Origin of the sequence: Streptomyces sp. NPDC058246, assembly GCF_042881985.1 — a bacterium.
Taxonomy (GTDB): Bacteria; Actinomycetota; Actinomycetes; order Streptomycetales; family Streptomycetaceae; genus Streptomyces.
On the sequence record NZ_JBHVWZ010000008.1, the window covers coordinates 290,377 to 303,552 of the forward strand.

Below are 13,176 nucleotides of genomic sequence, written 5' to 3' on the forward strand. Positions count from 1 at the left end.
GCAGCATGTACCGGACGGAGTCCTGACCGCAGCATGTACCGGACGGAGTCCTGACCGCAGCCCGGCGGGGGTCGAGTCAGCGGTGAGCGACGGTGGTTGCCCGTCGCCGCCGCAGGGGTTCCGCCACGGAGAACGCCCCCGCCACCGCCGCCACGACCAGGAGCCCGGCCCACCGTTGGTGGGCGCCGTCCCAGCGCGGGTCGGACGCCGCCACGACGAGCGTCCACCGCTCGGGCGGCAGCAGCGGCGCGGCGACCGCGACGGGCAGCAGTCCCGCCGTCACCGCGGCGCCCGGTTCGGTCACGTCCGTGCACCGCACGGCCACCGTCGCCGCCGCCAGGGCGAGGACGGCGATGGCGGCCGCCTCCAGGGTGACCGCGCCCACCGGGGGCCGTGCCTGCTCCGGTACGAGGAGCAGGGCGGCCGTCCACCACACCGCCGCGAACGGGGCGACGAGCGCCACCCGCAGACCGACACGCACCGGACGCCGGGTCGGCACCGCCGCGGTGGTGTGCCGGGCCGGGTCGTCCAGCAGGAAGGCCAGGCCCAGACCGAAGGCGAGCGCGGCGGCCCGCAGGAGGTTGAGGCACAGCCACGCGTCGGGCGGGGCGGACAGCAGTCGCGGGGTCCCGGCGAGCAGCAGGCCCAGGGCACTGGCGGTCGCGAGGGGGCGCCGGGGCAGGGAGCGCCACACGGGCGGCAGAAGGGCGCGGACGACGGCGGAACCGGTGCCCCTGCCCGGGGCTGCGGGACCGGTGCCCCTGCCCGGGGCTGTGCCGGCCGTGGCTACTCCCCGCACGAGTCGCCGCCCGATGCCCGCTCGTGCCCGGCCGGAACCCCCAGCAGCTGGGCGACCCGTGCCGTGGACGTCTTGGGAGAGGTGAGTTCGGTCCAGTGGGCCTTCACCTTGGCGGTGACGCTGTAGCGCGGCTTGTGCAGCAACTCTCGTACGATCGCGGTCTGTCGGGCGGTCATGGAGAGGGAGTTCGTGGCCGCCAGGACGAAGGCGGAACCCTCGGTGCTGTCGTCGAGCCGGACGTTGCGGAACGCGGTCATCGGGTCGGACTCCGCGCCGAGGGCCAGCCACATGATCGTCACCATGCGCGCGTCGCAGACCTCGCCGCCGGACTTCTCGTCGCCCGTCACCAGGACCGACGCCACACCGACGGCGAACTCGGGGATCCGGTTGCCGCCCCAACGGGTGGTGACCGTCACCGTGCCCGGCGTGGTCGACGGCTCGAGCGCGGCGTCGTCGATCAGCCCGTAGCGGGCGTCGACCCGCTGCCGTACGGTCAGCCGCTCGCCCCCGGCGGCGCCGCCCGCGAGCGACTGGACACGGCCGACGACCGAGGCCCAGTCGTCGGTCAGGCCGGTCCATTCGGGGTAGGCGCAGTACGTCGACCTGCCGTGCGCGACGCAGGACCGCACCTTCTCCGGGCCGGCGGACGCCTTCGCGCGGGCCGCGGCGAGCGCGGCCGAGTCGCCCGGCGACTGCCCGGCGACGCCGGCGGCCGTCGCGGCGAGGGCGAGCGCGGTGACCGCCCCGACGGCGCGCGTACGACCGCCGCCGACCAGCACCGCGACACCGGCCAGGAACACCACGAGGCCCGTCAGATACAGCGCGTGCCAGGCGGCCGGGCGGCCCAGCAGGTCGGAGGGGAAGGGGTCGGCCCCGTCCTCGGAGACGACCGGGAACAGCCAGTGCGTCCAGTGCGCGCCGTTCGTGGCCGTGGACGCGAGGGCGGTGAGGACATAGGCGCCGACCACGGCGAGCGGAGCCGCGAACCCGGAGGGGATCAGCCGCGCGAGCAGGACACCGCAGACGCCGGACAGCAGGACCACCAGCGGGCCCACAGCCAGTTCGGCGGGCGAGCCGTGGCCGACCGCGCCCGGCTTCAGCGCCGCCCAGGTGAACGGGAAGAGGACGACCAGCGCGGTGATCGCGGCGAACGGCACCACCGACAGCGCGTGCGCCACCGTACGCCGCCACGGCTCCATGACCAGCACGTCGAAGTGCTGGTCGGTGCCCCGCTTTCGGGAGCGCAGCACGGTGCGGTTGACGCAGACGAGCAGGGCGATGGCGAGGAGCACGGGCCCGGTCTGGGTGGACCGGTCGACGTCCTGGAGGACCGGATAGTCGTCCATGCCCTCCCGGCCGTTGAACACCTTCCAGCCGGTGTAGCCGACGTACACCACGAGGAAGACGCACACCGGTATGTGGAGCAGGAGTTGGCGCGCCTCGAAGCGGGCGAGGGCGAGGACGGCGGCCGTCCTGGACTGCTCGGTCGGCCTGGACTGCTCGGTTGTCCTGGGTTGCTCAGCCGTCAAGGACAGCTCGGCCGTCGTGGACTGCTCGGCCGTCGTGGACTGCTCGGTCGGCCTGGTTGGTGCGGGCGGCTCCACCCCCGTGGGCGTCGCCCGCACGACGGTGCCGGTTCGGGTGTTCGCGCCGGGGTTCGTGCCGGGGTTCGTGCCCGAGGAGGTGTCTGGGGTGGTGTCTGGAGTGGTGTCTGGAGTGGTGCTCATGCGGCCACCTCCGCCGGCTCGCCGTCCAGCGTCAGCAAGTAGCCGTCCTCCAGGGTCGGTTCGACGAGGGCGGCGCCCGGGGGCGGGTCACCGACGTTGCGGAAGGAGCCCGTGCCCGTACGCCATCCGGCGCGCGCGCCCGGATCCCGTTCGGTGCTGCTCCACACCCGTCCGGCCGCCCGGGCGGTCAGCTCGGCGGGCGTGCCCTCGAAGCGGACGCCTCCACGGGCCATGACGATCACCCGGTGGCAGAGCATCGCGACATCCTCGGTCTGGTGGGTGGAGAGGAGGACCGTCCGCCCTTCACCCGCCTGGGCGATCAACTCCCGGAACCGCATGCGCTGTTCGGGGTCGAGTCCGACGGTGGGCTCGTCGAGGACGAGGAAACCGGGGTCGCCGACGAGCGCGGCCGCCAGCGCGACCCGCTGGCGCATCCCGCCGGACAGCCTCTTGATGCGCTTGCCCCGTACGTCGGACAGGTCGACGGCCTCCAGCACGCGCCGCACCTCCCGGTGCCGGGCGGTACGGTCCGTCAGCTCCTTCAGGATCGCCACATAGTCGACGAACTCGAAGGCCGAGAAGTCCGGGTGGAAGCCGGGCGTCTGCGGCAGATAGCCCAGCGTCCGCCGCACATCCAGGCGGCCGGCCGCCGTGCCCGGGTCGTGCCCGAGCACCGTGAAGGCCCCGCGGTCGGAGGGTACGGCGGTCGCGAGGACCCGCAACAGGGTGGTTTTCCCGGCCCCGTTGGGCCCGAGCAGCCCGGTGACGCCCTCGGTCAGCCGCAGCGAGACGTCATCGAGAGCGACGGTCGCGCCGTAGCGGAGGGTGAGGCCGGAGGCGGAGACAGTGGGGGTCATACGTGCGGTACTCCTGTCGCGGGGGTGGGGACGGGCAGGGGCGGCGGTCATGCGGCACCCCTGTCGGAGAAGTCGGTGAAGGCGACGGGGACGCGCGAGGCGTCGAACCGGTCCCGTGCGAGATAGAGCAGCCCGGCGGCGAGCGCCGCGACCGCGCCGGCGACGCCCTGGCCGGCCGCCGTGAACGGCGCGAGCGTCCCGTGGCCCTCGCTCGCCGCCCGCGCCGCCACCAGCAGCGTGATCCACCCGCCGCCGACCAGGCAGGGCGCGAGGACCGGGCCCAGCCGGGCGGTCAGGGCGAGCCCGGTCCCGGTCAGGGCGAGCGCGGGCAGCAGCCAGGCCAGGGCGCGCAGACCGTACGACGGGAGCGCCAGCGTCGCCAGCCCGTTCAGGCCCAGGCCGACGGCCAGCACCGCGATCGTGCGGATCATCAGCAGCCGGAAGCCGTGCGTCGGTGAGACCACCGCCATCTCGTACGTCGGGTCGAGCGCGGGTCCGTACGACAGCGCGACCCCGGCGAGCGGGAGCAGCGGGGCGAGCGCGAGGAACAGCGTGGGCGAGGACGCGGCCCGCATCGTGTTGGCCGCCAGCACGGTCATCAGGAGGACGACGGTGACCGCCCCCAGCCAGGAGCGGCGCAGTACGGGGGTGGCGGCCAGCAGCCGGGCGGTGTGGTCGGCGACGCCGACCCGCACCAGCAGCGACTCGACCCGGCCCGGGCGCGGGGCGTCGAGTTCGGCGTCGAGCCGTTCCCATCCGGCGTCCAGCGCGACCGGGTCGCCGACCGAGGCCAGCGTCTCGCGGCACCGTGCGCACGCGGCGAGGTGGGTGTCGGCGGACCAGAGCCGGGGCGGGGTCAACTCGCCTTGGGCGTAGGCCCGGAGGTCGGCCTCGTCCACGTGCCACTGGCTGCCGGCGGCGGCCGGAGCAGCGGTTTCCGCCCCCTCCGCCCCTGCCCCTTCCCGTCCCTTGGGAGCTCCGTCCCCAGACCCCCGTGCCTCACACGGCGGAGGGGCTGAGCTGTCCGCCGGAGGAACTGAATTCGTGTCGTCGCTCATGCCAGTGCCTCCCGCAGTTGCTTGCGGGCCCGTAGGGCCCGTGTCTTGACCGTGCCCGGCGGGATGCCGAGCAGGACGGCCGCCTCGCGGGTACTGAGCCCGTCGATCACCGTGGCCTGGAGCACCGCCCGCAGTTCGGGCGAGAGCCTGGTCAGGGCGCCCGCCAGGTCGCCGTGTTCGACCCCGGCCAGTACGCGTTCCTCGGCGGAGGCCTCGTCGCGGTGGCGGAGGCGGGCCAGCGCCTGCCGCAGCCGGCCGCGCGCGCCGTCGCCGCGCAGGGTGTCGATCAGCCGGCGCGAGCCGATGCGCCACAGCCAGCCGGCCGCGTCGCCCTCCTCGCGGTAGCGGGCGGTCCCGCGCCACACGGCGAGGAACGTCTCCTGCACGACGTCGTCGACGACCCCGGCGTCCGCGCACCGGCCGCGCAGCCGCGCGGTCAGCCACGGCGCGTACCGCCGGTACAGCTCCTCGAAGGCCCGACGGTCCCCGTCCGCCGCGATGGCCCGCAGCAGCTCCCCGTCGCTTCTCGTTTCCCTCACAACCCCTCATCGGACGAGACCGGCCGATCGGTTCACGGCCCCGCCGGAAGATCTCGCTCTTGACTCCGCACACCATCTTGCACCACCCTTTCACTACTCAATTAGTGAAAGGGTGGTTGTTCCGAGTGGTCGAATACCGCATCGACCGGCACAGCGGCGTGGCCACCTACGTCCAGATCGTCCAGCAGACCAAACAGGCGCTGCGTCTGGGGATGCTGGAGCCCGGCGACAAGCTGCCCACGGCCCGCGAGGTCGTCGAGGCCACCGCCATCAACCCGAACACCGTCCTGAAGGCCTATCGCGAGCTGGAGCGCGAGGGACTGGTCGAGGCGCGACGGGGCCTCGGCACCTTCGTGCGCAAAGGGCTGAGCACCACCCCGGCCGACTCGCCCCTGCGCACCGAACTCGACGCCTGGGCCGAGCGCGCCCGCGAGGCCGGGCTCGACCGCGACGACGTGGCCGCACTCTTCACCGCCGTACTCGAAACGCACTTCGGGACGCACACCGAACCGACGCCCTCCGAACCGACGCGCACCGAACCGACGCACACCGACACGCACTTGCAGGGAGACCCTTCATGACGACCGACACCGCCATAGAGGCCGCCGCACTCGGCAAACGCTTCGGCCGGCGGGGAGGGTGGGCGCTGCGGGACTGCGCCTTCCGGCTGCCCGCCGGGCGGGTCTGCGCGGTCGTGGGGCCCAACGGCGCGGGCAAGTCCACCCTCCTCGCCCTCGCCGCCGGGCTGCTGGCCCCGACCGAGGGCGCGATCGCCGTCCTGGGAGGACTGCCGGGCGCGGCACGCGAGCGGGTCGGGTTCGTCGCCCAGGACAAGCCGCTGTACCGGCGGATCACGGTCGCCGAGACGCTGCGCATGGGCGCCGACCTCAACACCGACCGCTGGGACGCGGCCACCGCCGAGCGCATCGTGGCCGGCGGCGACCTCGACCCGAAGTCCCGGATCCGCTCGCTCTCCGGCGGCCAGCGCACCCGCGTGGCGCTCGCCCTCGCCCTGGCCAAGCGGCCCGAACTGCTGCTCCTGGACGAGCCGATGGCCGACCTGGACCCGCTGGCCCGCCACGAGATGATGGGCGTCCTCATGGCGCAGGCCGCCCAGTACGGCACCACGATCGTGATGTCCTCGCACGTGGTCGCCGAGTTGGAGGACTCCTGCGACCATCTGCTGCTGATCGGCGGCGGCCGGGTCCGCCTCGCGGGCGAGATCGACGACCTGCTGGCCGCCCACACGCGCGTATCCGCGTCCGCGCAGTCGGTCCTCGACCCGCACACCGTCGTCGAGTCCCGCACCACCGGCCGCCAGCTCACCGCGCTGATCCGCCCGGCCGGCCCGCTCCCCGGCGACTGGCGGTCCGATCCGCCCACGCTGGAGGAGCTCGTCCTCTCCTATCTGCGCAACCCCCAGGCATCCATGACCGACAAGAAGCGGGAGACCGTCGCGTGAGCGCCCTCGCCACCCCCGCGCCCCCGGCCACCGGACGCCCGGCCGGCCGGCCGAGCCCGGTCCGCTGGCTGCTGCGTCTGCACCGACCGGACCTGCTCGCCTGGGCGGGACTCGTGATCGTCCTCGGCACCGCCCTGTTCTGCGTCGGCGGCCCGCTCACCGACGCCTCGGCGCACGCCTGGCGGCAGATCGACGCCTGCCGGACGGCGAACTGCGGGTACGACCAGGCCGCGATCCTGCGCTACAAGGACTGGTACGGGTACACGACCTACGCCGTCCTCGCCGTCCCGTTCCTGGTCGCCGCCTGGTCGGGCGCCACGCTGACCAGCCGCGAACTGGAGAACGGCACCGCTCACCTGGTCTGGACCCAGTCGGTCGCCCCGATCCGCTGGCTGGCCGCCAAGCTCGCCGTCCCGGCCGCGCTGATCACCGTGGGAACCGGTCTGCTGGCGCTGCTGCACCACTGGGCGTGGTCGACGGGCCAGGGCCGTATCGACACCGCCAAGCGGTGGTACGACACCGGGACCTTCGCCGCCAACGGCACCGTCCCCGTCGCCCTCGCCCTGGCGGGCCTGGCGATCGGCGCGCTCATCGGCCTGGTGCTGCCCAACTCCCTCGCCGCGCTCGTCGGCTCGGTGTTCGCCACCGGCGGCCTGTGGGGTGCCCTCAGCACGGCCACACCCCACCTCTGGCCCACCGTCACCAAGGTCGCCGCCCTCAAGCGCGACGGCCCCTCGGGCTCGGGCATCAGCGTCTCCCAGGGCCTCCTCACCTCCAGCGGCGAGCGCATCGCCGACGCGTACTGCGGCAGCGGCACCTACGCGAGCTGCCAGGCCGCCTACGACAAGCTCGACGCCGTCAGCTTCTACAACGACTACCACCCCCAGTCCCACTACTGGCCCCTCCAACTGACCGCGAGCGCCCTCGTCCTCGCCGTCACCGCCGCCCTGACGGTGGCCGCGTTCCGCCTCCTCAAGCGCACCACCGGAGCGACCGACGGCGGCAAGGCGGCCACCCCATGACCGGCCTGGCGCGCACGATGCTGCGGCTGCACCGCCCGGCCCTGATCGTGTGGGGCGTCTTCGTGGCGGCCGCGCTCGTCTGCCTGGTCCGGCTGACCGAGATCACCGCGGGCGCCGCGCGCGCGGAAGCGGCGTCGTGCCCCGCCCACCAGGGCTTCTGCGGCTCCATGTGGGCGACCCTCGACTACAGCGAGCCGATGGGCTGGGTCAGCACCTGCGTGTACTACAGCTTCTGGGTCGTCGCCGCCTGGGCGGGCGGCGCGCTGATCGGAGGTGAACTGGAGTCCGGCACCGCACGGCTCGCCTGGACCCAGGGCGTCTCCCCCGCCCGTTGGCTGGCCGCCAAGCTCACCGTGCCCGCACTGGCGATCGCCCTCGGCGGCGCGCTCTTCATACCGGTCTACCGCTGGGCCTGGTCGGCGAACCGGGACCTGATGGGCGACGACTGGACCTTCGCCGACGTGTTCGCCGACCGTGGCCCGGCCGTGGTGGCGTACGGCCTGTGCGCCCTCGCGGTCGGCGCGCTCACCGCGCTCGTGCTGCGCCGCTCGCTGCCCGCCATGGGGGTCTCGGTCGCCGTGATGGTGGTGCTCAACCAGTTCCTGGAACGGCACCGCGAGGACTTCTGGCCCGCGGTGACCCGCACGTCGACCAAGGCGTTCGAGGTGTCCGACAGCGTGTGGCAGGTCGAGAACGGCACCGTCACCCGCGGGCACCGCGTCGAGGGCCTCGACCACACGGCGTGCCACGGCTCCCCCGGCGAGATCAAGCGCTGCCTCGACGCCATGGGCATCGACGGCTACTACGCCATCTATCACCCCCGGTCCCACTTCTGGCCCATGAACCTGGTGGAGACCGGCATCCTCCTCGCCGTCGCCGCCCTCGCCACCGTCCTCGCGTTCCGCCTGCTCAAGCGCCATACGGGCGCGGCAGCCGGCCACCAGGAGCTCACGGTTTGACCGCCCTCGCCACCCCCGCCGCCCTCTGGCTGCCGCGCCGCCGCACCGCGGCGACCATCGGGTTCCGCCGCCGCATCCCGTAAGACCGTCACGGGGCTCCGAAGCCGTACGCGCCCCACGGGGGTGGGCGCGTACCCGGCTCCCGGCGGCCGCCGGACGGGATCCCCGTGCGTGTGGACGTCCGGGAGCCGCCCCCCGATATCCCGCACGTCATGTCGTCTTAACCATCGATTCAGACGACCTTGCGACGCTCGACCAATGCAGCCCGCCGTGCCCGAGCCTTCGCCTCCGCCGGAGAACGAGTCCTCCCCGACGACGGGGAGTGAGGCCACGCCAGCGATCCGGAACGGGAATTTCCGGACCGCCGCGCTGCCGCTCGCCCTCTCCGACGCGCCGGTCTCGCCCCTGGCGCGGAAGAATGGGTCCATGAACCAGCCCAGCGCCCAGGCACCGGTCCAGCACCCGCAGCCGTCCGTCGGCTCCATAGCCGCTCACCGCCCGCACACCGTGTCGGCGGCGGTCTCCGATCTCGAGCCCGACATCGACGCGGACCTCGACGCGTACGAGGACACGGTGCAGGACGGCATCACGCTGCCGCAGGGCCGTTTCCTGGACCGGGAGCGCAGCTGGCTGGCGTTCAACGAGCGGGTTCTCGAGCTCGCCGAGGACCCGAACACGCCGCTCCTGGAGCGCGCCAACTTCCTGGCGATCTTCGCCAGCAACCTGGACGAGTTCTTCATGGTCCGGGTGGCGGGCCTGAAGCGCCGTATCGCGACCGGCGTGGCCACCAAGTCCGCCTCCGGGCTGCAGCCCCGCGAGGTCCTGGAGATGATCTGGGCCCGTTCGCGCGAGCTCATGGCCCGGCACGCCGCCTGCTACCAGGAGGACGTCGCCCCCGCGCTCGCGGAGGAGGGCATCCACCTGGTCCGCTGGAGCGAGCTGACCGAGAAGGAGCAGGCCCGCCTCTTCACGCTCTTCCGGCACCAGATCTTCCCGGTCCTGACCCCGCTGGCGGTCGACCCCGCGCACCCCTTCCCGTACATCTCGGGGCTCTCGCTCAATCTCGCCGTCGTGGTCCGCAACCCCGTCTCCGGCCACCGGCACTTCGCGCGCGTCAAGGTCCCGCCGCTGCTCTCCCGCTTCCTGGAGGCCTCCCCGAACCGCTACGTCCCCATCGAGGACGTGATCGCGGCCCACCTGGAGGAGCTCTTCCCGGGCATGGAGGTGTTGGAGCACCACACCTTCCGCCTCACCCGGAACGAGGACCTGGAGGTCGAGGAGGACGACGCCGAGAACCTGCTCCAGGCGCTGGAGAAGGAACTCATGCGGCGCCGCTTCGGACCGCCGGTGCGCCTGGAGGTCGAGGAGTCCATCGACCGGTACGTCCTCGATCTCCTCGTACGCGAGTTGAAGATCTCCGAGGCCGAGGTGTACCCGCTGCCGGGTCCCCTGGACCTCACCGGCCTCTTCGGCATCGGCGCCCTCGACCGGCCCGAACTGAAGTACCCGAAGTTCATCGCGGGCACCCACCGCGACCTCGCGGAGGTCGAGTCGGCGTCCGCGCCCGACATCTTCGCCGCCCTGCGCGAGCGCGACGTCCTGCTGCACCACCCGTACGACTCCTTCTCCACCTCGGTGCAGGCGTTCCTGGAGCAGGCCGCGTCCGACCCGGACGTGCTCGCCATCAAGCAGACCCTGTACCGGACCTCGGGCGACTCGCCGATCGTGGACGCGCTGATAGACGCGGCCGAGTCCGGCAAGCAGGTCCTGGTGCTGGTCGAGATCAAGGCACGCTTCGACGAGCAGGCCAACATCAAGTGGGCCCGCAAGCTGGAGGAGTCCGGCTGCCATGTCGTATACGGCCTGGTCGGTCTGAAGACGCACTGCAAGCTGTCGCTCGTCGTACGGCAGGAGGGCGACACCCTGCGCCGCTACTCCCACGTCGGCACGGGCAACTACCACCCCAAGACGGCCCGGCTCTATGAGGACCTGGGGCTGCTGACCGCGGACCCGCAGGTCGGCGCGGACCTCTCCGACCTCTTCAACCGGCTCTCCGGCTACTCGCGCCGCGAGACCTACCGCCGGCTCCTGGTCGCCCCCAAGTCGCTGCGCGACGGCCTGATCTCGCGCATCGACAAGGAAGTCCAGCACCACAAGTCCGGACGCCCCGCCTTCGTCCGCATCAAGGTCAACTCGATGGTGGACGAGGCGATCATCGACGCGCTGTACCGCGCGTCGCAGGCCGGCGTACCCGTCGACGTCTGGGTGCGCGGCATCTGCGCGGTGCGCCCGGGCGTCACCGGCCTGTCCGAAAACATACGGGTCCGCTCCATCCTCGGCCGCTTCCTCGAACACTCCCGGGTCTTCGCCTTCGGCAACGGCGGCGAACCCGAGGTGTGGATCGGCAGCGCCGACATGATGCACCGCAACCTCGACCGGCGGATCGAAGCGCTGGTCAGGGTCACCGACCCGGCTCATCGCGCCGCGCTCAACCGGCTCCTCGAGACCGGCATGTCCGACACCACCGCCTCCTGGCACCTGGGCCCCGACGGCGAGTGGACGCGGCACGCGACCGACGCGGATGGCCAGCCCCTGCGGAACGTCCAGGAGATGCTCATAGACGCCCGGAGGCGCCGGCGTGGCACAGCAGCACCTTGATCCCCCCACCGACCCCACGACCGGGCCCTCCCCCACCGGTGATGCCCTCGCGGGCTATCTGCGGGCCCAGGCCACGGAGTTCCTCCGTTCGCTGCGCCAGCACCGGGAGGCCGGCGGCGACGGGGGTCCCGCAGGCCGAGCGAAGTCGAGAGTGGGGGACAACGGCTCGGAGGGGTCCGTCGACGCGGCGCGCGCCCTGCGCCGCTCGGCCCGCCGCATCAGCGGCAGCCTCCACACCTTCCGGCCGCTCCTCGACCCGGACTGGTCGGAGGCCATCCGCCCGGAACTGGCCTGGCTGTCCGGCACGTTGGCCCGCGAACACGCGTACGCGGCCCGGCTCGAGCGTCTGCTGAGCGCGCTGAACCGCCTGTCGGGTATGGCAGCCCTTCCGGTGCAGACCGCCTCCGCCGTGGGCGGCCGATCCGCCGGGGCGATGGGAGTCCCCCCTGAACCCGAGCTCGTCGGAGGTTCTCGGGGGAGGGTGGGCACGGCGGAACCGGTCAACTCCGGACCCCGCACCCAGCCCACCGGCAACCTGACGGTGGGCGCCGCCAAAGCGGGCGCCCTCCTCGACCGCCAGCTGACCCTGGCCCGCACGAGGGCCCACTCGGCGGCACTCCAGGCCCTGGGTTCCTCCCGCTTCCACGCGGTCGCCGACCGCGTGGCGGTCCTCGCCAGCGAGGTGCCGCTGACCCCGGCGGCGTACACGACCGACCCACGCCCCCTGGCCGCCGCCGCCGAGGACCGCCTCACCGACGCCGTCGCCGCACTGCCGCTGCTCACCGCGGGCCACCCCTACAACGCGGAGGCCCTCGTGCACGGCCTCTCCGCGGACACCGCGCCCCAGCCGCAGGACGCCCCCTGGCACCAGGTCCGCCTGCTGCTGCGGCTGCACCGCTACGCCCGCGAGGTCCTGTACGGCGAGGAGTGCCCCGTCGACGGACGGCTCCTCGCCGCGGGTCAGGCCCTCAACCTCCACCGGGACGCGGCGGAGGCGGCGTCGGCAGCGGCGTCGGCGGCGCGCACCCCGCGGATCGCCCCGGCGACGGCGTACGCGCTCGGCGTGCTCCACGCCGACCAGCGGCACGAGGTGGAGGCGGCCAGGTTCGCGTTCCAGCAGGCATGGCAGAAGACGGCGGTACGCACCACCTGAGCGACTTCTGACGGAGGGCCCGTGACGGACGACGAGGGAGACACCATGGCCGACGACACCATCAAGGCGGCGGGCTGCGTCCTGTGGCGCCGCTCCCCGTTCGACGGCGAGGTGGAGATCTGCCTCGTCCACCGCCCGAAGTACGACGACTGGTCGCACCCGAAGGGCAAGCTGAAGCGGGGCGAGGACGCCCTGGTGGGCGCGGTGCGCGAGGTCGAGGAGGAGACGGGGTACGTCGCCGTCCCGGGCGCCGCGCTCCCCTCCCTGCGCTACGCCGTCGACGGCCGCCCCAAGGAGGTCCGCTACTGGGCGGCCGAGGCGACGGACGGACACTTCACGCCCAACCGCGAGGTCGACCGCATCCTCTGGCTCTCCCCCACCGCCGCCCGCAACCGGCTGACCCAGCTCAGGGACCGCAACCTGGTGGACGCCCTTTTGAGCACATTTCACCTAGCCTGATCAGGAACCGCGTCCCCAGGGACGCGGGACCGCGACATCACAAGGCCGCGCCACCGTGCGGCTCCGGCGCGTGGGCGCGCCCGCCCACCGGGGACGCCCGGCCACGGAGAGCACTCACCCGCCGGGGGCGCTCAGCCACCGAGGGCGCCCGCCCGCCAGGGGCGCTCACACACCGAGGGCGCTCGGCCACCGAGGGCGCTCAGCCACCCACAACCCGCGCGTAACCACCGCCTCACTCGTCCGTCACTTCACGGCCCGAGCCAATGGAATGCCCTCGTGTCCTCGACGTAAGCGTTCCGTGACCTCACCGCACCGACCGCAGGGGTTCACCCCCCGTTCACTTACGGCCATCGGCGCCTTCACCTGTTCTGCCTAATTTCGGCCTTACACGGTGCGGAGCGCGTCCTCGGATGTTCTCCGCGTTACAGACCGTGTCACCAACCGCGTTACACAGACTTCGCACGCCGCCACCAGACGGCGGCT

12 protein-coding genes are annotated in these 13,176 nt (G+C 73.1%); 7 read left to right on the forward strand and 5 right to left on the reverse strand.

Annotation, left to right across the window (positions count from 1 at the left end; genetic code table 11):
* Window positions 1–76: 76 nt before the first annotated feature.
* From ACFVXA_RS15345 to ACFVXA_RS15365, 5 genes are all read right to left on the reverse strand, one after another.
* Window positions 77–694, reverse strand: coding sequence for an ABC transporter (locus ACFVXA_RS15345; RefSeq protein WP_390025223.1), 618 nt, complete (start codon window positions 692–694; stop codon window positions 77–79).
* A gap of 92 nt (window positions 695–786) precedes the next feature.
* Complete coding sequence (locus ACFVXA_RS15350; RefSeq protein ID WP_390025225.1) at window positions 787–2,526, reverse strand: ABC transporter permease; 1,740 nt, start codon at window positions 2,524–2,526, stop codon at window positions 787–789.
* On the reverse strand, window positions 2,523–3,383 hold the full coding sequence (locus ACFVXA_RS15355; RefSeq protein ID WP_390025227.1) for an ABC transporter ATP-binding protein: 861 nt from the start codon (window positions 3,381–3,383) through the stop codon (window positions 2,523–2,525). The genes ACFVXA_RS15350 and ACFVXA_RS15355 overlap by 4 nt, the downstream gene beginning before the upstream one ends.
* Before the next feature lie 47 nt (window positions 3,384–3,430).
* Entirely contained in the window at window positions 3,431–4,282 is an 852-nt protein-coding gene (locus ACFVXA_RS15360) for a zf-HC2 domain-containing protein (protein WP_390025229.1), read from the reverse strand.
* 155 nt (window positions 4,283–4,437) lie between these two features.
* Window positions 4,438–4,980 (reverse strand): RNA polymerase sigma factor, encoded by a 543-nt coding sequence (locus tag ACFVXA_RS15365; protein WP_362026878.1) that lies wholly within the window; start codon window positions 4,978–4,980, stop codon window positions 4,438–4,440.
* A 125-nt stretch (window positions 4,981–5,105) separates the two neighbouring features.
* On the opposite strand from ACFVXA_RS15365, the gene ACFVXA_RS15370 reads away from it, so the two are divergent.
* From ACFVXA_RS15370 to ACFVXA_RS15400, 7 genes are all read left to right on the forward strand, one after another.
* Window positions 5,106–5,561, forward strand: a complete 456-nt coding sequence (locus ACFVXA_RS15370) for a GntR family transcriptional regulator (RefSeq protein WP_389932302.1) — start codon at window positions 5,106–5,108, stop codon at window positions 5,559–5,561.
* Entirely contained in the window at window positions 5,558–6,442 is an 885-nt protein-coding gene (locus ACFVXA_RS15375) for an ABC transporter ATP-binding protein (RefSeq protein WP_390025231.1), read from the forward strand. The genes ACFVXA_RS15370 and ACFVXA_RS15375 overlap by 4 nt, the downstream gene beginning before the upstream one ends.
* The gene (locus ACFVXA_RS15380) at window positions 6,439–7,464 is read left to right on the forward strand and encodes an ABC transporter permease (protein WP_389745619.1); all 1,026 of its coding nucleotides are present in this window, start codon (window positions 6,439–6,441) and stop codon (window positions 7,462–7,464) included. The genes ACFVXA_RS15375 and ACFVXA_RS15380 overlap by 4 nt, the downstream gene beginning before the upstream one ends.
* Window positions 7,461–8,423 (forward strand): hypothetical protein, encoded by a 963-nt coding sequence (locus tag ACFVXA_RS15385; protein ID WP_390025233.1) that lies wholly within the window; start codon window positions 7,461–7,463, stop codon window positions 8,421–8,423. Before ACFVXA_RS15380 ends, ACFVXA_RS15385 begins: the two co-directional genes overlap by 4 nt.
* Before the next feature lie 426 nt (window positions 8,424–8,849).
* Window positions 8,850–11,081 (forward strand): RNA degradosome polyphosphate kinase, encoded by a 2,232-nt coding sequence (locus ACFVXA_RS15390; RefSeq protein WP_362026894.1) that lies wholly within the window; start codon window positions 8,850–8,852, stop codon window positions 11,079–11,081.
* Window positions 11,062–12,234 carry a CHAD domain-containing protein gene (locus ACFVXA_RS15395; protein WP_390025235.1) on the forward strand — a complete coding sequence of 391 codons (1,173 nt, stop codon included), beginning with the start codon at window positions 11,062–11,064 and terminating at the stop codon, window positions 12,232–12,234. Before ACFVXA_RS15390 ends, ACFVXA_RS15395 begins: the two co-directional genes overlap by 20 nt.
* 45 nt (window positions 12,235–12,279) lie before the next feature.
* Window positions 12,280–12,693 carry an NUDIX hydrolase gene (locus ACFVXA_RS15400; RefSeq protein WP_383739276.1) on the forward strand — a complete coding sequence of 138 codons (414 nt, stop codon included), beginning with the start codon at window positions 12,280–12,282 and terminating at the stop codon, window positions 12,691–12,693.
* Window positions 12,694–13,176: the final 483 nt, after the last annotated feature.